This is a genomic window from Polymorphospora sp. A560, assembly GCF_045781765.1.
Lineage (GTDB): Bacteria > Actinomycetota > Actinomycetes > Mycobacteriales > Micromonosporaceae > Polymorphospora > Polymorphospora lycopeni.
In genome coordinates this window covers 5,159,799-5,177,834 of record NZ_CP122282.1, presented here as the reverse complement: position 1 = coordinate 5,177,834, position 18,036 = coordinate 5,159,799, and the positions used below count along the sequence as shown (strand labels likewise).

Here is an 18,036-nt window from a genome sequence, read left to right as displayed (position 1 = left end):
TCGAGGTAACGGCGAGCATAGAGGTTGTTCGATGCATCGTGGTCGGGTGTCGTTGATCTGGCAGCGGAACGCGGGCCGCCGGCAGCGGCTCTGGTCGGCGGTGCCGGCGGCGCTGTGGACGCCCCGGACCTCCCGCCACCTCCCGGCGGCCCCCGCACCGTGCTCAGCGCCCGGGAAGAAACGCCTCCACCGCGTCCGCCGCGTGCCGCAGCCCGCCGTTCGTCCGTACCTCGGCCCGGATCTCGGCCAGGCGGTGCCGCAGCCGCGGGTCGTCGGCGACCGCGTCGACCGCCGCGCGCAGCGTCCGCGCGGTGACCTCCTCGGCCGGCAGCCGCCGGCCGACCCCGGCCTCGACCAGCCGGTCGGCGTTGGCGAACTGGTCCACCGCCTGCGGGATCGCGACCGTGGGTACGCCGAACCAGAGTGCCTCGGTGCAGCCGCCCATGCCGGCGTGGGTGACGAAGGCCGACGCGTGGGCCAGGACCGCCAGCTGCGGTACGCGGCGGTGCGCCTCGACGTTGTCCGGCAGCGGCCCCAGGTCGGCCGGGTCGACCTTGTCGCCGATGGCCATGACCACGTGCCACGGCGAGTCGGCGAACCCGTCCAGGCAGGCCCGGTAGACCGGCAACTGGTCGTTGTAGGCCGTGCCGAAGGAGACCAGCAGGACCCGGCGCCCGCTGTCCGGCGGCGCCCAGCCGGGTTCGGCGAGCCGGGCCGGGTCGAGGCACGGACCGACGAACCGTACCCGGTGCTCCGGCACCCGGTCGGCGTTCGGCTGCATCACCCGGGGGATGAGCGCCAGCACGTGTGCCGGATGGTTCAGGAACGTCCGCGCGTCCTGGTGGATGCCGTTGTCGGCCAGCCACCTGTCGAACGTGGCGTAGTAGTCCCGTCCGGACTCCGAGGCGGCCAGGGCGGTGATGAACTCCGCCATGTCCTCCTCGTAGCCGTCCCAGGCGACCATCGCGGGCGACAGTTGCACCGCCGGTACGCCGTAGCGGGCGCCCAGCAGCGGTCCGGGCAGCCCGCCGATGTCGTAGAGCACGAGGTCCGGACGGTCGGTGTCGTAGCGGGCGGTCAGGCGCGGTAGCACGGCGATGCCCTCGTCGAGGAACACCCGCATCGCCGTACCGGGGTCTTCCGGCCAGGCGGTGTCGCCCTGCGGCAGGATCGACGGGTGGGCGACCGGCTCCGCCCCGGTCGGCGTGACCAGGCCGGTGAGTGGTTCGCCGACCGCGTACGTGACCCGGTGCCCGCGGTCGACCAGTTCCCGGATCAGGCCCAGGGACGGGTAGACGTGGCTGGGCGTGGTGCTGCCGACCATGGCGACATGAGCTGTTTTACGCATGTGAAGAAGTCCTGTCGAGTCGGAGGAAAGATGCCGTCCGGCGGCGACACGACGTGGACCGACCCGGGCCTCCCGCGCGTGGGCGGGGGTTCAGCCGGGCCGGCCGAAAGCCGGTCGATGGACGACCGGCACGGCGCGCCGCCTCAGGCGGAACGCAGGCGCATGAACTGAATGATCATGCGCGGAATGCTAGTGGGCCCGACCCGGTCCAACAAGTCGGTAACCGGTCCCGGCGCCGGTGTCCCCGTCGCGTGCGTCGATGCCGGGTTCGGCCACGGGCCGCACCGGCACCTCCAGGACGGTGGCGCTGGCGCCGTCGGCGTCGACCAGCCGTTCCTCGAGCGTGGGGCCGGTGACCGCCAGACGGTTGCGGTGCAGCCAGTCGAAGAGGTCCTGCCCGGCGCGGACCACGCCGTGCCCGGGCGGCACGACGACGCGTACCACGTCCCGACCGGGCAGGGTGAGACTCTCACCCCCGCGACCGGTTGCCACGGCCGCGGCGAAGCCGCCGGCCGGATGCCCGGTCAGCCAGGTCAACAGGACCGTCGCAGAGGTGGCGCAAAGGGCCGCCAGCTCGGCCGGGTGGCCGACCCGCAGACGGCGGACGTTCAGGCGGCGGGCGGCCACCCGGGACCGCCGGGGCAGGATCGGGGTGTCGGCGGCGAGCCGGTCCTCGGCGGCGGCCATGGTCTCGGTCAGGCTGGCGATGTCCCGGCGCAGGGCGTCCACCGTCTCGGTCAGCGCCTGCCGGAGCCGGTCGTCGGGCGCGTCCAGCAGGTCGGTGATCTGGCGCAGCGACAGGCCGAGGCGGCGCAGTCCGCGGATGCGCTCCAGCCGGGCCAGCTCCGGCACGCCGTACCACCGGTAACCCGTGGCCCGGTCCACGGCTGCCGGCACCAGCAATCCGATGCTGTCGTAATGACGCAGGGTGCGGTCGGAAACCCCCGTCATGGTCGCCAACTGCCCGATGCGCCACACGTCGTCCTCCTCGCGGCTTGACCTTCGCCCTACGTCAGGGTTCTAGCGTCGGCGGCCATGACGTCCACCCACCACAGTGCACCGGCCGTACGACTGACCGGTCTCCTGCTGTTGACCTCGCTGACCACCATGGTCGCCGCCGCCGTCATCGTCGTGCCATCCGGACTGACCCTGAATCCGGCCGACCCGGCCGCCACGCTCGCCGCGGTGAACGCCCGTCCCGGGCTGCACCTGCTCGAGTTGGGCCTCGACGTGATCGGCTGGCTCGCGCTGACCGGGGCCGGCCTCCTGATGGCCGCCCGCGCGCGGGTGACCGGCCCGCACCTCGCGCTGCTGCCCGCCGGGCTGCTGGCCGCCGCGGGGCTGGCGGGACTGCTGCACGACGCCGGAAACCTGGCGTTGACCCAGCTCGCCGCCGACCCCGCCGACCCGGCGGCGATCACCGTGACCAGGGCGGTGATGCTCGTCGCCAAGTGGATGGTCAACCTGGCCGGGCTGCTCTGGGTCGCAGCCCTCGCGTCCGCCACGTTCTTCACCACGTTGCCCGCCGGACTCCGCCGTGCCGGCGTGGTCGCCGCGCTGTCGGGTCTCGCCGCGGTCGCCCTGCCGTGGACCACCGGAACAGCCGGCCCGTCGCCGATGCTGGAGCAGGTCGGCTACGTCCTGCACCTGCCGGTCATGATCTGGTACGGCGTGCTCGGCTGGCGGGAACTGGGCGGGCGGACGTACGTCTCCTGACCTTTCCCGGCGCCGGACCCGACCACGGTCGGGTCCGGCGCCGGCCGGCTCACCGCGCGGACATCGGGGTGACGACCGGTTCGACGGCGGCGCAGCGGGTCCCGTCGCGGGGCACGGTCAGGTCGATCAGGTAGGCGTCGGTGGCGTTGCGGGTGCAGTCGCTCCGGTCGTAGACGCCGTGGCCCCAGCCCTCGTACGTCAGCAGAACCGTGGCAGTGCGGGACTGCCGGTGGACGTTGACCGCCCACTCGTAGGCGGTCGACGGGTCGTGCCGCGCGTTGAGCAGCAGGATCTTCGGCGCCTTGGTGATCCGTAGCCGGTGCTGCGGGTTCACCGTGTCCGCGGAGCGGCCGACGCAGGCGGCCACGGCGTCGCGGGCCAGCGGCGAGCCCTTCATGTGGGGTGCGGTCCGTTCGGCCCGCCGGGTCAGGGCGGCGAACTCGCGGTGGTCGCGCACCGGGAGGCTCCAGTCCAGGCAGAACACCGCCGGGAACAGGTGCGGTTTCAGGTACGGCTCGTCGGCGGGGGGGCGGGGCGACGGAGGACGCGTCCAGCACCGACAGGAACTCGGCGAGCACCGCCCAGGTGGGGCCGTAGAGTTCGGCGAAGGCCCGGTCGCGCAGCGCCTGCGCGGTGACCGGCGTGCCGGGTGTGCGCGGGTCGGCGACTTCGCCGCGGTCGGCCCGCCGCAGCAGGTCGTTCCACACCCGGACCACGTCTCGCCCGTGCAGCGCGCAGGATCCGGTGCGGTCGCACCAGGAGACGAACTCCCGGAACGAGTCCTCGGCGGCGGCCTCGGTCTCGACGAACCGCCGGGTGCCCAGGCTGTGGTCCATGACGCTGTCGAGGACCATGGCGCGGACGTGGTCGCCGTGCCGCTCGGCGTACTGCTGGCCGATCAGGGTGCTGTAGGACAGGCCGAAGTAGCTGATCGTGCGCTCGCCGAGCGAGCGGCGTACGGCGTCCATGTCCTCGACCACGCTGAGGGTGTCGACGTCGACCGCCCTGTCCAGCGATCGGGTGGCCACGTGCCGACCTTTGGATGTTTCCTACAACGGAAGCTGAGAAGTGTGCAGTGTTTGCGACATGGCGCTGCCAGCTCGTAGACGGAAGGGTGAAACACTGCCGGGGGCCGCAGAGTCGCGGCACGCACATCGTCGGTCTACAGAAGGGCTCGCTCGGGTGTTCAACCGCGTCGCCATCGTCAACCGTGGTGAGGCCGCGATGCGCCTCATCCACGCCGTCCGCGAGCTGGCCGCGGAGACCGGGACCCGGATCGAGACAGTAGCCCTGCACACCGACGTCGACCGCACCGCAACCTTCGTACGCGAGGCCGACATCGCCTACGACCTCGGCCCCGCGTCCGCGCGCCCGTACCTGGACCTGAAGGTCCTGGAGCGCGCCCTGGTCGAGACCGGCGCCGACGCCGCCTGGGTCGGCTGGGGCTTCGTCGCGGAGGACCCGGCGTTCGCCGAGCTGTGCGAGCGGGTCGGGGTCACCTTCGTCGGGCCGAGCCCGGACGCCATGCGCAAGCTCGGCGACAAGATCGGCGCGAAGCTGATCGCCGAGGAGGTCGGCGTACCGGTCGCCCCCTGGAGCCGTGGCGCGGTCGAGAGCGTGGAGGCCGCCCTGGCGGCGGCGGCCGACATCGGCTACCCGCTGATGCTGAAGGCGACCGCGGGCGGCGGCGGGCGCGGCATCCGCGTGATCAACAACGCGGCCGAACTCGCCGACGCCTACGAGCGCACCAGCCAGGAGGCCGCCCGCGCGTTCGGCAGCGGCGTGGTGTTCCTGGAACGGCTGGTCACCGGCGCCCGGCACGTCGAGGTCCAGGTCATCGCCGACGGCCAGGGCACCGCCTGGGCGCTCGGCGTCCGTGACTGCTCCGTACAGCGGCGCAACCAGAAGGTCATCGAGGAGTCGGCGTCACCGGTGCTCGGCCCGGAGCAGACCGCCGAACTCAAGGCGTCCGCCGAACGGCTGGCCGTCGCGGTCGGTTACCGCGGCGCGGCGACCGTCGAGTTCCTCTACCACCCCGGCGACCGGCTGTTCGCCTTCCTCGAGGTCAACACCCGGCTGCAGGTCGAGCACCCGATCACCGAGGCCACCACCGGGTTCGACCTGGTCAAGGCGCAACTGCGGGTGGCGTCCGGCGGTCGCCTCGAAGGCCGGCCGCCGGTGGAGCGGGGGCACGCCATCGAGGCCCGGCTCAACGCCGAGGACCCCGACCGCGACTTCGCGCCCTCCCCGGGCCGCATCGCCCGGCTCGACCTGCCCGCCGGACCCGGCATCCGCGTCGACACCGGGGTCAGCGAGGGCGACACCATCCCCGGCGACTTCGACTCGATGATCGCGAAGATCATCGCGTACGGCCACGACCGCGACGAGGCACTCGGCCGGCTACGGCGCGCGATGGCACAGACCACGGTGATCATCGAGGGCGGCGCGACGAACAAGAGCTTCGTGCTCGACCTGCTCGACCAGCCCGAGGTGATCGACGCCAGCGCCGACACCGGCTGGATCGACCGGGTACGCGGCGAGGGCCGGCTCGTCTCGCACCGGCACTCCGCCGTCGCGCTGGCCGCCGCCGCCATCGAGGCGTACGAGGAGGAGGAACGCGTCGAGCGGCAGCGGCTGCTGTCCACCGCCTTCGGCGGACGCCCACAGGTGCGGCACTCCAGCGGCCGCCCCCTGGACCTCAAGCTGCGCGGCGCCGGATACCGGGTACGCGTCGCCCGGATCGGCGCGCACCGGTTCCGGGTCGGCATCGAGGCCGGCGACGACGTCCGCACCGCCGACGTCGAACTCGACCGCTTCGACCGGCACACCGGCCAGACCGTCGTCAACGGCACCCGCTACCGCCTGCTCACCAGCACCTACGGGCCGGTCCACCTGGTCGAGGTTGACGGCGTCACGCACCGGGTCAGCCGCGACGAGGGTGGCGTCATCCGCTCGTCCATGCCCGCGCTGGTCGTCGCCACGCCGCTGGAGGTCGGGGCGGAGGTCGAGGCGGGCGCACCGGTGCTGGTGCTGGAGAGCATGAAGATGGAGACGGTGCTGCGGGCGCCGTTCAAGGCACGGCTGAAGGAATGTGTCGTCTCCGTGGGCAGCCAGGTGGAGACCGGCGCCCCACTGCTGCGCCTGGAGCCGATCGCCGACGCCGAGGCCGAGGAGACCTCGACCACCGGGTCCGTCGAACTCGATCTGCCCGCCACCCCCGAGCGGATCCCGGCCCGCGAGCGCGCCGGCCGGGGCCGGGAAGACCTGCGCAGCCTGCTGCTCGGCTTCGACGTCGACCCGCACGACGACCGCCGGGTGCTCGACGACTACCTCGTCGCGCGCCGGGCGGCCACCGACGACGGCCACCGGCCGCTGGCCGAGGAACTCGAACTCCTCGACGTCTTCGCCGACCTCGCCGAGCTGAGCCGTAACCGGCCGGCGGGCGAGGACGGCGGCGACAGCCACGTGCACAGCGCCCGCGAATACTTCCACACCTACCTGCAGAGCCTCGACGTCGAACGGGCCGGGGTGCCGGAGACGTTCCAGACCAAGCTCGCCAAGGCGCTCGGGCACTACGGCGTCGCCGAACTGGAGCGCTGCCCGGACCTCGAAGCCGCGGTCTTCCGGATCTTCCTCGCCCAGCAGCGCGCGGCCGCCGACGCCACCGTCGTGGCGACGCTGCTACGCGCCTGGCTGCGCGAGCCGCCGCCGGACGAGACGCTGCGCGAGCCGGCCGGTCTCGCGCTGGAGCGGCTGGTCGCCGCGACCCAGGTGCGCTTCCCGGTGGTCGCCGACCTGGCCCGCGGCGTGGTCTTCGCCTGGTTCGGCCAGCCGCTGCTGCGCCGCAACCGCGCCCTCGTCTACGCCGGCGTCCGCCGGCACCTGCGCCACCTCGACGCCCACCCGGACTCGGCCGACCGGGCCGAACGCGTCGCCGAGATGGTACGCAGCACCGAGCCGCTGGTCCGGCTGCTCGGCCAGCGGCTCGCCCGCGCCGACCTGGACAACTCGGTCATGCTGGAGGTGCTGACCCGGCGCTACTACGGCAACAAGGGGCTCACCAGCGTCCGCACCAGGCAGGTCGCCGGCTGCGCGTTCGTGGTCGCCGAACGCGCCGGCTCGTCCGTGGTCTCCGCGGCGGTGAGCTACGAGGCGCTCGGCAGCGCGCTGCACGGGCTCGCCGAACTGGCGGGGGGCGAGGACGCCATCGACGCCGACATCTACCTCGCCTGGGAGAACCAGCCCACGGACTCCGAGGCGATGGCGGGCACGCTGCACGACGTCGTCAGCGCACACCCGCTGCCCGAACAGGTCCGCCGGCTCACCGTCGCCGTCGCCGGCCGCAGCGGCACCGTGATGCACCAGCACTTCACGTTCCGCCCCTCGACCACCGGGATGGCCGAGGAACGGCTGATCCGCGGCCTGCACCCCTACATCGCGCAGCGGATGCGGATGGAGCGGCTGAGCAAGTTCGACCTCACCCGGCTGCCGTCCTCCGACGAGGAGGTCTACCTCTTCCAGTGCGTGGCGCGCGGCAACCCGTCCGACGACCGGCTGGTCGCGTTCGCCCAGGTACGCGACCTGACCGAGCTGCGCGAGCACGACGGTCGGCTGGTCGCCCTGCCCACGGCCGAGGACACCATCGCCACCTGCCTCGACTCGATCCGCCGCGCCCAGGCGCGACGGCCGTCGAAGAACCGCTTCAACACCAACCGCATCGTCCTCTACGTCTGGCCGCCGAGCGACCTCACCCGCGCCGAGCTGGAGATGATCGCCGGGCGGGTGCTGCCGACGACCGCCGGCGCCGGGCTGGAGGAGATCGAGTTCATCGCGCGGCAGCGCGACCCGCAGACCGGTGAGCTGGTCCCGATCGCGATGCGGATCTCCTTCCACGCCACCGGCGGCATCAGCCTGACCGTCGGCGAGCCGTCGGACGAACCGGTCGAGCCGCTCGACGGCTACCGGCAGAAGGTGCTGCGGGCCAGCAGTCGCAACGCGGTCTACCCGTACGAGCTGACCGGCCTGCTCGGCGACTTCGTCGAGCACGACCTCGACGACGACCACGCGCTGGTGCCGGTCGACCGGCCGAAGGGCCGCAACACCGCGGCCATCGTCGCCGGCGTCGTCACCACCCGGACGCAGCGGCACCCGCAGGGTGTCACCCGGGTCGTGCTGCTCGGCGACCCGACGAAGTCGCTCGGCGCGCTGTCCGAACCGGAGTGCCGCCGGGTGATCGCCGCGCTCGACCTGGCCGAGCGGATGCGGGTGCCGCTGGAGTGGTACGCGCTGTCCGCCGGCGCGCGGATCTCCATGGAGTCGGGCACCGAGAACATGGACTGGGTGGCCGCGGCGCTCAAGCGGATCGTCGAGTTCACCCAGGACGGCGGCGAGATCAACATCGTGGTCGCCGGGATCACCGTCGGCGCCCAGCCGTACTGGAACGCCGAGGCGACGATGCTGATGCACACCCGGGGCATCCTGGTGATGACGCCGGACTCGGCGATGGTGCTCACCGGCAAGCAGTCGCTCGACTTCTCCGGCGGGGTGTCGGCCGAGGACAACTTCGGCATCGGCGGCTACGACCGGGTGATGGGTCCCAACGGGCAGGCGCAGTACTGGGCGCCGAACCTCGGCGCCGCGCGCGACCTGCTGATGTCGTACTACGACCACACGTACGTCGCACCCGGCGAGACGGCGCCGCGCCGGTCGGTGACCACCGACCCCGTCGACCGCGACGTCTCCGACTTCCCGCACACCGTGGACGGCAGCGACTTCACCACCGTCGGCGAGATCTTCTCCGCCGCGGCCAACCCGGACCGCAAGAAGCCGTTCGACATCCGTACGGTGATGCGGGCCCTGTCCGACCAGGACCACCCGGTGCTGGAACGCTGGGCGGGCATGGCCGACGCGGACACGGCGGTGGTGCAGGACGTGCACCTCGGCGGCATGCCGGTGTGCCTGCTCGGCATCGAGTCCCGCGCGGTGCCGCGACGCGGCTTCCCGCCCACCGACGGCCCGGACACCTACACCGCCGGCACCCTCTTCCCGCAGTCGTCGAAGAAGGCCGCGCGGGCGATCAACGCGGCCAGCGGCAACCGGCCACTGGTGGTGCTGGCGAACCTGTCCGGCTTCGACGGCTCACCGGAGTCGATGCGCAAGCTCCAGCTCGAGTACGGCGCCGAGATCGGGCGCGCGATCGTGAACTTCCGTGGGCCCATCGTGTTCTGCGTGATCTCGCGGTACCACGGCGGCGCGTTCGTGGTGTTCTCGAAGGCGCTGAACCCGAACATGACCGTGCTGGCGCTGGAGGGCTCGTTCGCCTCGGTGCTCGGCGGCGCCCCCGCAGCCGCGGTGGTGTTCGCCGGCGACGTCAACGCGCGCACCGCGGCCGACCCGCGCGTACGGGATCTGGAGGCCCGGGCCGCGGCCGCCTCCGGCGCCGACCGGGCCGCGTTGACCGCGGAACTCGACGAACTCCGGTCGTCGGTCCGGGCCGAGAAGCTCGGCGAGGTGGCCACGGAGTTCGACCGCGTGCACGACATCCGGCGCGCGGTCGAGGTCGGCTCGGTCGACGCCGTCATCCGCGCCGCCGAGCTCCGGCCCCGCATCATCGAGGCCATCGAGACCCGCCTGCGCTAGCGGAGGCGGGAGACAGCGTCAGCCTCCTTGCCACGGTCGATTCCGAGCGTGGCAAGGAGGTCCTCGTGCAGTTCGAACCACACCCGGTGGCAGGAGTCGACGTCGGTCCGGTCGACCCAGGCCACCTCGCCGGCGCGGGCGCGGGTCAGTGCGGCGGAGAAGCGCGTGTCGTAGCCGTGGAACCGGGCGAGGATCACCCCGAGCCGGTCGACGACGGCGGTGAGCGCGCGGTCCACGATGGCGAGTTCGTGGAGGACGCCGGCGTCCCACTCCGGGTCGGTGTGGTCGTTGGCGGCGAGCGGATCGTCCGGCGTCGGGCGCAGTTGCCAGTCGGTGCAGGCGCGGCGCAGGAGGCCGTTCAGGGGGAGGAAGTCGCGGTGCACCCGGCGTACGGCCTCCGCTCCGCCGGTGTGCGCGAGTTCGGCCGCGAGCCGGCGTTCGTTCTCGGCGCGCCCCGCCTCGGTGAGTGACCAGCCGTACGTGCCGGCGAAGCCGGTGTGCGTGACCCGGCCGTGTGCCTCGTGGTCGCGCAGCGACTCCTCGGTCGTGCGTGGGTCGAGCCCGAACCGGTCGGCGAGTGCCCGGGTGTCCGCGAAGCCCTTGAGCCGCACCGCGTGCAGGACGAGCAGGTCCGGTGCCGAGCCCCTGGTCACCTCGCGTCCCGCCGGGTCGTGAGGCGGTCGTATCGCTGCTGGCACGCCTGGGGTGAGCCGAGCCCCATCGGCTCGGCCATCTCGGCCCAGGTCAGGCCCGCGGTGCGGGCCGCGAACAGCAGACCGGCCTCGAGTTCGTCGACCTCGGCCCGCGCGGCGGGCAGGAGGGCGAGCGCGGCCAGGATGCCCTCCCGGGAGAGGTCCGACGACCGCCAGAGGGCGAACTGCGCGAGATCGACCGCGGACGCCGGCACGGGTGGGGGACGCCACGGGCGCGGTGCGAGGGCGTCCGCGCCGAGGTCGAGGAGGCGGTCGCGGGCCTCCCGCTCGCGTTGGGCCTGGCGCTGGTCGGCGCGGGCGGCGTCTCCGGTGTCCTGCTTGCGTGGCATGCCGTGACCCTGCATCATCAACGTTCTGTTGTCAACATTGTGTTGAGGAGGTGGGAGATGCTCGTACCCCTCGCGGACGCGACGGTCGACACCTGCGGCGGCAAGGCGGGCACGCTCGGCGCGCTCATCCGCGCCGGCCTGCCGGTGCCGCCCGGCGTCGTCGTGCCCCGCGCGGCCTACCGTGCCGCCACCCGCGACCTCGACCTCGCGCGGCTCGCCGCCGGGCAGGGCTTCGCCGCCGCCCGGCGGGCCGTGGCGGCCACGCCGATGCCGCCCCGCCTCCCCGACCTGCTGGCCCACGCGCTCGCCACCCTCGGCCACCCGCCGGTGGCGGTGCGGTCGTCGGCCACGAACGAGGACACGGCCACGGCATCCGCGGCCGGCCGGCACGACAGCTTCCTCGCCGTGCGCGGTGCGCCGGCCGTGACGGACGCCGTACGCGCCTGCTGGGCGTCACTGTGGTCGCCGCGCGCCGCCGCCTACCGGTCCACCGACGACACCGCCGTCCCGGAGATGGCGGTGATCGTCCAGCGGCACCTGGACGCGGGGGCGTCGGGTGTCATGTTCACCCCCGATCCCGCGCACCCCGGCCCGACCGTGATCGAGGCGTCGTGGGGGCTCGGCCCGAGCATCGTCGAAGGCCGCGTCACACCGGACACGTACCGGGTGGACGCGCGGGACACCGTCGCCCGATCCGTCGCCGACAAGCGGATCCGCCTCGACCGGCACGAGGGCCGGGTCGCCGTACGCGAGGTCCCGGCCGGCGCCCGGAACCGGCCGGTCCTCGACGACGCGGCCGCCGTACGGCTCGCCCGCCTCGGCCGTACCGTGGCCGCGCTGCTCGGCGGCGCGCAGGACATCGAGTGGGCGGCCGTCGGGGACCGGATCTGGCTGCTCCAGGCGCGCCCGGTGACCGCCACGCCACCTCCCGCGCCACCGGCCGCCCCGGCACCGACCGGCTCGCTGGCCGGCACGCCCGGCAGCCGGGGTACGGCCACCGGCCCGGCCCGGATCGTCCGCGGGCCCGGCGACTTCGGGCGGGTACGCCCCGGCGACATCCTCGTCTGCCGTTTCACCGACCCGGCCTGGACACCCCTGCTCCGGATCGTGGCCGCCGTCGTGACCGAGACCGGCGGGGCACTGTCCCACGCGGCGATCGTCGCCCGCGAACAGGGCATCCCCGCCGTGCTCGGGGTGCCCGGAGCGATGGACCGGCTGCCGGACGGGGCGACCGTCACCGTCGACGGGGCCACCGGCACCGTACGGCCGTGACCGCCCCGGCGGGACCGCATCCGGGGGAACCCCGGGGCCCATTCCCGGGTTTCCTCCGATGGCCGTCCGGCACGCCGGCTGTGACGATCGGACCCGTGGTGAAACGCTGGCGTCAACTAACCGTCTGGCTGCACACCCTGACCTCGGTCGGCTGGATGGCGCAGGCCATGACCCTGTGCGTGCTGCTCGCGGTCGGTCTCGCGGCGGACGACGTCGCGGTCCGCGACGCCGCGACGTCCATGGCGCACCGGATCGACGGCCGGCTGCTCGCCCCGATGGCCGGGGTGTCGGCCTGCACCGGCATCGTCCTCGCGGCCGCCACCCCCTGGGGTTTCTTCGTCCACTGGTGGGTGCTGACCAAGTTCACCATCAGCATGGTCCAGGTGTATCTCGGCATCTTCGTGCTGTCACCGGCGCTGACGACCTCGCTCACCGCCGGTCCCACGCCGGCGCTGGTCGTCGGGACCGCGCTGATGGCCGGCGCGATCGCGTTCCAGGGCTGGCTGTCGGTGCGCAAACCATGGGGTACGGTCCGCGGCGGCCGCCGGCCCGGCGCGTCGACCGGGCCGGCGTGGATCTTCGTCGCCACCGTCCTGGGTGGACTCGCCGAGTTGACGGTCGCCCTCGTCCTCGGGCACCCGCTTCCGCTGCCGTCCATCATCCTGATCATCGTGGTCCTGTCGTGCCGGCGGCGCTGGTCGGGCTCCCGGCGGGCGAGGCCGGCGCCGGCGTGAGCCGGGCGGCCCGCCCGCCCTGCCGACCGTGGGCCACCGGTCGGCGCCGGGTGACCGGCGGAGCACGTCAGCGCCGGGTCACCGGCCGAGCAGGTCGGCGACGTCGCGGCGTACGGAGGCGAGCGCCGGATGGAAGGCGTCACCCGGGCACTCGGTGGCACCGGCGCCGAGTGCCGCCCAGTCGCGGTGCCCGGAGATCACGTCGGTCACGCCGGCGAGGTTGTTGACCGGATTGACGTACCGGGTACGGCCGGCGGCGTCCAGTTCGCAGACGTACGACAGCAGGGCCAGCACCTTCACCAGCGAGTCGCGGGCCGCCGGGGTGGGCTGCCGGGCGGTGAAGCGGCCCAGCAGTGCCACGCCGACGTTGCCGGCGTTGAACTGCCCGACGTGCGCCCCGTTGGACATCTGCGGCCTGCCGTCGGGGGACGGGTCCGGGCCGAAGACGGGCAGCCCGTCGGCGCCGGACACCCGCCCCTCGTAGACCCGGCCGGCCTCGTCGACCAGCAGGTGGTAGCCGACGTCGCCGTACCCGTCGGAGACCGTGTCGGTGTGGTAGATCGCGCGGACGGTCGCGGCCGGATCGGGGTCGTCGTTGTGCTCGTACACCCCGGTGTGGTGCACCGTCAGCGTCTGCACCGGATAGTAGGCCGGCACCCACAGTTCGTTGCCCCCGGCGTCGAAGCGCAGCGACTCGTCGGCACCCCACGCCGCCCGCGACAGGTACGCCGGCACCAGGCAGTCCCGCCGCCGGCCCCGCGCTCCCCGGCCCCGGCGGCCCGTCTCCGGCGGCATCCGGTCGGTCGCGGCGGCGGCGACCGGCCCGGCCGGCCCGTCGACCGTGTTCAGTTCGGTGACGGTCGCCGGGCTGCCGTCGCTGGTCTGCACCTCGTATCCGGTGACGTCGGGTGCGACGAGCAGCCCGCGCCGTACCGCGGTCGGCGACCGGTCGTCGTGGCCCGCCGCGCACGAGTCGAGCGGCAGCCAGTCGCCCCAGCCGGACCGGTCCCGCAGGCGGACCGCGGCCGCCGCCGTCGTGGCGACCGACAGGTGGGTCAGGGTGAACTCCGCCGCGTCCGTACGTGTCCGGCTCGCGATTCCCGTGCGCTTTCGCGCGAGCGTACGGGGGATGCGCCGTGGTCGCGCGGCCGGCTCGGCCGCGCGGGCACCCGTGCCGGCCATACCGACCAACGCGGTGGCCCCCAGACCGGTCGCGCCGGCCAGAAGAGAACGTCGTGACAACACCGTGCCGAACCTCCCCGATAGTTCCCGCCGAACGGCCGTCCATCCAGGACGGACGCTCGCCTCACAGGTTGTGCGGTGGCGATACTGATCGGACCGGGCGTACCGCATGACGCACGCCCGCTGTACCCGGAGCCCGTGGCCGCGAATCAGGATGTTCGCCGCCGATGCGGCGATTTCTTCTGTGGACTCACGCTACCAGCGGCTCGCGTCGCGTTGGGTAGCATCGCCGGGCGCATCCGACGTGATCGTGACCGGGCGGCATGCCTTCGCGCCGCACGGGTATGTCGGTCGATGTCGGCGCGGGCGCGACGGCCGGGACCGGCCGGGCGCGATGGGGAGAGGAGCTTGAGCATGTCGGTGAACAGATGGCTCGCTGGTGCGGGGCTGATGGTGCTGGCCGCGGCGGCGGGGGGCTGTGGCGCGGGTACGACCCCGGACGCCTCGGGTACGCCGGCCCCGACCTCCACCGCCGCCGCTCCGGCGGAGACCTCCACGTCACCGTCCACACCGGCGGCGACCGCCACCCCGGCCGTCCTGTCCGGCACCCGTCAGGTCACGATCGTGCGGGTCGACGCGTTCGAGTCGGGTGTGTCGCTGAGCGACGAGGGACGCCTGACCGAGGCCGTCGGCGACAGCGGACGGCAGTTGTTCGTGCCGACCCCGCTGGACGGCGGGCTGTACCTGATCAAGGCGTACTACGGCAGCAGCCACGGCTCCGGGCCGGGTGAGGCGGTCTGCTGGCAGGTACGCAACCCGCGCAACACCCAGCCGCTCTCGGTCGAGGGAGCCGCCTGCAAGCAGAACGAGCCGGGCCAGCAGTTCGAGATCACCACCACCGGTGGTGGTGACACGCCGACGTTCCAGATCAGCAACCGTGGGGCGCTCCTGCGGGGCTCGGCGCAGCACGGCCTGATCCTGGAGGAGTTGGGTGACGCGCCACCGGCGGACGGCTTCCGGCTGGTCGACAACGGGCCCGCGCCCGCCGGTGGGTGACCGGCCGGCACGACCCCGGACCGGTCCGGGCGCCGACCGCCGTACGTGATTCCCGCCCGCCCCTGGCCCGAAGCCGCCCACCCGTAGGAAGCTTGCGGCGGCGACCGGCTACGGTCGCGACGCCGGGACGGGAGGGAGCGGCGGATGCGGGTCGACCAGTTGTGGCGGTATCCGGTGAAGTCGGTGGGCGGGGAACCACTGACCGTGGCCGGCGTCGGCGCGTCCGGGATCGACGGTGACCGGCGCATCGCCGTCCGCGACGAGCGGGACGAGGTCACCTGGGCGGGGGCGCTGCCGGCACTCATGCGGGTGCGGGCGGTCACCGTCGGGTCGGGCGTGGCCGAACTGATCCTGCCCGACGGCGAACGGTTCCGTTCCGACGCGCCGGACGCCGGCGGCCGGCTCAGCACCGCGGTCGGCGCCGACGTCACCCTGGTCGAGCACGGGCCGCACCGGCCCGAGGGCGCACTGCACGTGATGACCACGACCACGCTGCGCACCCTCGCCTCGGCGCTGCCGGACAGCGCGGTCGACGTCTCCCGGTTCCGGCCCAACCTGGTGCTGGACGAGGTGCCGGACGACGGCGCGACCGGTTACCCCGAACACGGGTGGATCGGTCGCGTGATGGCGATCGGGACGCTGCGCCTGCGCTTCACCGAGCCGTGCGACCGGTGTGTGATGATCACCAAGGAGACGCCGACCGTTCCGCACGACCGTGCCGTCCTGCGCTGGGTCGCCCGTGAGCTGGGCAACGCCCTCGGCGTGTACGCGGCGGTCGAGGCGCCCGGCCAGGTCGGTGTCGGGGACCGCGCCCGCTGGCTCGACTGATCCACGAGCGCCGACGGAGTGCGGCTGCCGCCGGGGACGCGCCTAAGCTTTCGCGTATGGCGAAGTACTTCGACGTGCACCCCGACGACCCGCAGCCCCGCACGATGGGCCAGGTCGCCGACCTCGTACGCCGCGACGGGCTGATCGCCTACCCGACGGACTCCTGCTTCGCCCTCGGCTGCCGGCTGGGCAACAAGGACGGCATGGACCGGATCAGGGAGATCCGCCGTCTCGACAGCGGCCACCACCTCACCCTGGTCTGCCGCGACTTCGCGCAGCTCGGCCAGTTCGTGCACCTCGGCAACGCGGTGTTCCGCGCGGTGAAGGCGGCCACCCCCGGCAGCTACACGTTCATCCTGCCGGCCACGAAGGAGGTGCCGCGCCGGCTGCTGCACCCCCGCAAGAAGACCGTCGGCGTACGGATCCCCGCGCACCCGGTCGTCCAGGCACTCCTCGACGAACTCGGCGAGCCGCTGCTGTCGAGCACCCTCGTCCTGCCCGGCGACGACGAGCCGATGACCCAGGGCTGGGAGATCAAGGAACGCCTCGACCACGCGATCGACGCGGTCGTCGACTCCGGCGACTGCGGCACCGTACCGACCACCGTGGTCGACTTCTCCGACGGCGAACCCGAGATCGTCCGGGTCGGCGCGGGCGACCCGGCCCGGTTCGCCCAGTGACGCGGTCCGGAGCGGGCCGCGTCCGGTCGGGGACGGCTCGGCGGCGGCCGTAGGCCGGTCGACCCGGTAGCTTCGATGTGACGGGCGTCACAGGCGAGGGAGAACCGGGGCGGGGGTGCGCGTCGTCTTGCCTGATGTGAGACGAAGCTTGGCGGAAGTCGACGAGGGTGAGCTGCTGCGCCGCATCGCGCGTCGCGACCGGCGTGCCTTCGACGAGTTGTACCGGCGCACCTCGCCCTGGCTGACCGTACGGCTCCGGCGGCGCTGCGCCGACCCGGACGTGGTCGCCGACGTGCTCCAGGAGACCTACCTGGCGGTGTGGCGGTCGGCCGGCAGCCAGGCCCACGCGTCGGCCGGGGGCAGCGCGCTGGGCTGGCTGTGGACGATCGCCGCCCACCGGCTCGTCGACGCGTTCCGCCACCGGGCCCGGCAGCAGCGCGTGCCCACGGTGCCGACCTTCGAGACCGTGGCGCCGGCCGCCGAGGAGGAGGCGCTCGCCGGCGGAATCGACGCCGACCTGGAACAGGCCCTGCTGGCGTTGCCGCCGGAACTGCGTCAGGTGCTGCGCGCGATGGTCCTCGACGGCCTGACCACCCGCGAGACCTCGCTGCTGCTCGGCATGCCGGAAGGGACCGTGAAGACCCGCGCGCGGCGGGCCCGGATCGCACTGCGGAGGGCGCTGTCATGACCACCCACCCGACACCCGCCCTGATCTCCCGCTACGCCGCGGGCGCCGACGGCGTCGACGACGCGACCGTGTGGGCGGTCGAGGCACACCTGGAGTCCTGCGCCGCCTGCCGGGCCCTGCTGACCGGGGCCGTCGACCCGGGAACCCGCGACCTGCTGGACCGGGTCGCCGACGGTGTCGCGGCCGGGATCACCGCCGGACCGGCCCCGGCACCCCGCCGGCGGCTGCGCCGCACCGGCGTCGCCGTACGGGTGCTGCCCTGGCTGGCCGTGGCGGCCGGGCTGGTGCTGGCCGCGGTCCTCTTCGAGCTGACCTTCCACAGCCTGCCGTCGCTGGTGCTGCTGGTCGCGCCGGTGGCGCCGCTGCTGCCGGTGGCGGCGGCGTGGAGTCGTCGTACCGATCCCGCCTGGGAGCTGCTGGCGACCGTGCCACGCGCCGGGTTGTGGCTGTTGCTGCGCCGTACGCTGGCGGTCCTCGCGGCGGTCGTCCCGATCCTGGCGGTGGCGGGCTGGTGGACCGGGCACTCGCCGGCCCTGTGGTTGCTGCCCTGTCTGGCCTTCACCGCCGGCAGCCTGGCCCTCGGCGGCCTGGTGCGGGTCGACCGGGCCGCGCTCGCCCTGGTGGCCCTCTGGTCCGGGGCGGTGGTGATCCCGAGTCTGGCCGGCGACCGGCTGCCGGCCGTCCTGTCGGCCGGCAGCTGGCCCGGATGGGTCGCGGTCACCGTGGTGCTGGTGGCCGTGGTGGCCTTCCGGGCCGCCGACCACCGCCGGCTGGGTGCCGGACAGATCTGATCCGCCCACGCGCCACGACACCGGGCCGGGGCCGGCCGAACCGACGACACACCGGTGGCA

Annotated in this window: 15 protein-coding genes and 1 pseudogene; 9 read left to right on the top strand and 7 right to left on the bottom strand. The window is 73.7% G+C overall.

Annotated features, from left to right (window positions below):
• Window positions 1-163: 163 nt before the first annotated feature.
• Both QCD66_RS22955 and QCD66_RS22950 read right to left on the bottom strand, forming a co-directional pair.
• Complete coding sequence (locus QCD66_RS22955; RefSeq protein ID WP_375733082.1) at window positions 164-1,348, bottom strand: macrolide family glycosyltransferase; 1,185 nt, start codon at window positions 1,346-1,348, stop codon at window positions 164-166.
• A 189-nt stretch (window positions 1,349-1,537) separates the two neighbouring features.
• Window positions 1,538-2,326: a helix-turn-helix domain-containing protein gene (locus QCD66_RS22950; protein ID WP_375733083.1), complete on the bottom strand. Its 789-nt coding sequence runs from the start codon at window positions 2,324-2,326 to the stop codon at window positions 1,538-1,540.
• 57 nt (window positions 2,327-2,383) lie between these two features.
• Here QCD66_RS22950 and QCD66_RS22945 point away from each other — a divergent pair, with 57 nt between their 5' ends.
• Window positions 2,384-3,064: a hypothetical protein gene (locus QCD66_RS22945; RefSeq protein WP_375733084.1), complete on the top strand. Its 681-nt coding sequence runs from the start codon at window positions 2,384-2,386 to the stop codon at window positions 3,062-3,064.
• Window positions 3,065-3,113: 49 nt separating this feature from the next.
• Here QCD66_RS22945 and QCD66_RS22940 read toward each other — a convergent pair whose 3' ends face one another.
• Together QCD66_RS22940 and QCD66_RS22935 are read right to left on the bottom strand one after the other, a co-directional pair.
• Window positions 3,114-3,521: an alpha/beta hydrolase gene (locus tag QCD66_RS22940; protein WP_375733085.1), complete on the bottom strand. Its 408-nt coding sequence runs from the start codon at window positions 3,519-3,521 to the stop codon at window positions 3,114-3,116.
• Window positions 3,522-3,768: 247 nt separating this feature from the next.
• Window positions 3,769-4,092: pseudogene (locus QCD66_RS22935) on the bottom strand (alpha/beta fold hydrolase); the annotation flags it as partial.
• A gap of 154 nt (window positions 4,093-4,246) precedes the next feature.
• Here QCD66_RS22935 and QCD66_RS22930 point away from each other — a divergent pair.
• A complete protein-coding gene (locus QCD66_RS22930; protein WP_375733086.1) occupies window positions 4,247-9,703 on the top strand; it encodes a carboxyl transferase domain-containing protein in 5,457 nt (1,818 codons plus the stop codon).
• On the opposite strand, the gene QCD66_RS22925 is transcribed toward QCD66_RS22930, so the two are convergent.
• Complete coding sequence (locus tag QCD66_RS22925; protein ID WP_375733087.1) at window positions 9,700-10,356, bottom strand: transcriptional regulator; 657 nt, start codon at window positions 10,354-10,356, stop codon at window positions 9,700-9,702. The genes QCD66_RS22930 and QCD66_RS22925 overlap by 4 nt on opposite strands.
• A complete protein-coding gene (locus QCD66_RS22920; RefSeq protein ID WP_364212448.1) occupies window positions 10,353-10,745 on the bottom strand; it encodes a DNA-binding protein in 393 nt (130 codons plus the stop codon). The genes QCD66_RS22925 and QCD66_RS22920 overlap by 4 nt, the downstream gene beginning before the upstream one ends.
• A gap of 57 nt (window positions 10,746-10,802) precedes the next feature.
• Between QCD66_RS22920 and QCD66_RS22915 the strand changes: the two genes are divergently transcribed.
• Both QCD66_RS22915 and QCD66_RS22910 read left to right on the top strand, forming a co-directional pair.
• Window positions 10,803-12,017 (top strand): PEP/pyruvate-binding domain-containing protein, encoded by a 1,215-nt coding sequence (locus QCD66_RS22915; protein ID WP_375733088.1) that lies wholly within the window; start codon window positions 10,803-10,805, stop codon window positions 12,015-12,017.
• Window positions 12,018-12,112: 95 nt separating this feature from the next.
• Window positions 12,113-12,751 (top strand): hypothetical protein, encoded by a 639-nt coding sequence (locus QCD66_RS22910; protein ID WP_375733089.1) that lies wholly within the window; start codon window positions 12,113-12,115, stop codon window positions 12,749-12,751.
• A gap of 78 nt (window positions 12,752-12,829) precedes the next feature.
• Here the strand turns inward: QCD66_RS22910 and QCD66_RS22905 are convergent, their stop codons facing one another.
• Window positions 12,830-13,996, bottom strand: coding sequence for a peptidoglycan recognition family protein (locus QCD66_RS22905; protein WP_375733090.1), 1,167 nt, complete (start codon window positions 13,994-13,996; stop codon window positions 12,830-12,832).
• Between the two features lie 351 nt (window positions 13,997-14,347).
• Here QCD66_RS22905 and QCD66_RS22900 point away from each other — a divergent pair, with 351 nt between their 5' ends.
• From QCD66_RS22900 to QCD66_RS22880, 5 genes are all read left to right on the top strand, one after another.
• On the top strand, window positions 14,348-14,989 hold the full coding sequence (locus QCD66_RS22900; protein ID WP_375733091.1) for a hypothetical protein: 642 nt from the start codon (window positions 14,348-14,350) through the stop codon (window positions 14,987-14,989).
• A 144-nt stretch (window positions 14,990-15,133) separates the two neighbouring features.
• Window positions 15,134-15,817, top strand: coding sequence for an MOSC domain-containing protein (locus tag QCD66_RS22895; protein ID WP_375733092.1), 684 nt, complete (start codon window positions 15,134-15,136; stop codon window positions 15,815-15,817).
• Between the two features lie 56 nt (window positions 15,818-15,873).
• Window positions 15,874-16,497: an L-threonylcarbamoyladenylate synthase gene (locus QCD66_RS22890; RefSeq protein WP_364212430.1), complete on the top strand. Its 624-nt coding sequence runs from the start codon at window positions 15,874-15,876 to the stop codon at window positions 16,495-16,497.
• A gap of 148 nt (window positions 16,498-16,645) precedes the next feature.
• Window positions 16,646-17,185, top strand: coding sequence for an RNA polymerase sigma factor (locus QCD66_RS22885; RefSeq protein ID WP_364212427.1), 540 nt, complete (start codon window positions 16,646-16,648; stop codon window positions 17,183-17,185).
• Window positions 17,182-17,976 (top strand): zf-HC2 domain-containing protein, encoded by a 795-nt coding sequence (locus QCD66_RS22880; RefSeq protein WP_375733093.1) that lies wholly within the window; start codon window positions 17,182-17,184, stop codon window positions 17,974-17,976. The genes QCD66_RS22885 and QCD66_RS22880 overlap by 4 nt, the downstream gene beginning before the upstream one ends.
• The last annotated feature ends 60 nt before the right edge of the window (window positions 17,977-18,036 follow it).

Excerpts from the sequence above, each read along its gene's own strand:
- QCD66_RS22945 (WP_375733084.1), top strand. The coding sequence starts at position 2,384 with ATGACGTCCACCCACCACAGTGCACCGGCCGTACGACTGACCGGTCTC.
- QCD66_RS22890 (WP_364212430.1), top strand. The coding sequence starts at position 15,874 with ATGGCGAAGTACTTCGACGTGCACCCCGACGACCCGCAGCCCCGCACG.
- QCD66_RS22955 (WP_375733082.1), bottom strand. The coding sequence starts at position 1,348 with ATGCGTAAAACAGCTCATGTCGCCATGGTCGGCAGCACCACGCCCAGC.
- QCD66_RS22920 (WP_364212448.1), bottom strand. The coding sequence starts at position 10,745 with ATGCCACGCAAGCAGGACACCGGAGACGCCGCCCGCGCCGACCAGCGC.
- QCD66_RS22900 (WP_375733091.1), top strand. The coding sequence starts at position 14,348 with ATGTCGGTGAACAGATGGCTCGCTGGTGCGGGGCTGATGGTGCTGGCC.
- QCD66_RS22895 (WP_375733092.1), top strand. The coding sequence starts at position 15,134 with ATGCGGGTCGACCAGTTGTGGCGGTATCCGGTGAAGTCGGTGGGCGGG.
- QCD66_RS22880 (WP_375733093.1), top strand. The coding sequence starts at position 17,182 with ATGACCACCCACCCGACACCCGCCCTGATCTCCCGCTACGCCGCGGGC.
- QCD66_RS22915 (WP_375733088.1), top strand. The coding sequence starts at position 10,803 with ATGCTCGTACCCCTCGCGGACGCGACGGTCGACACCTGCGGCGGCAAG.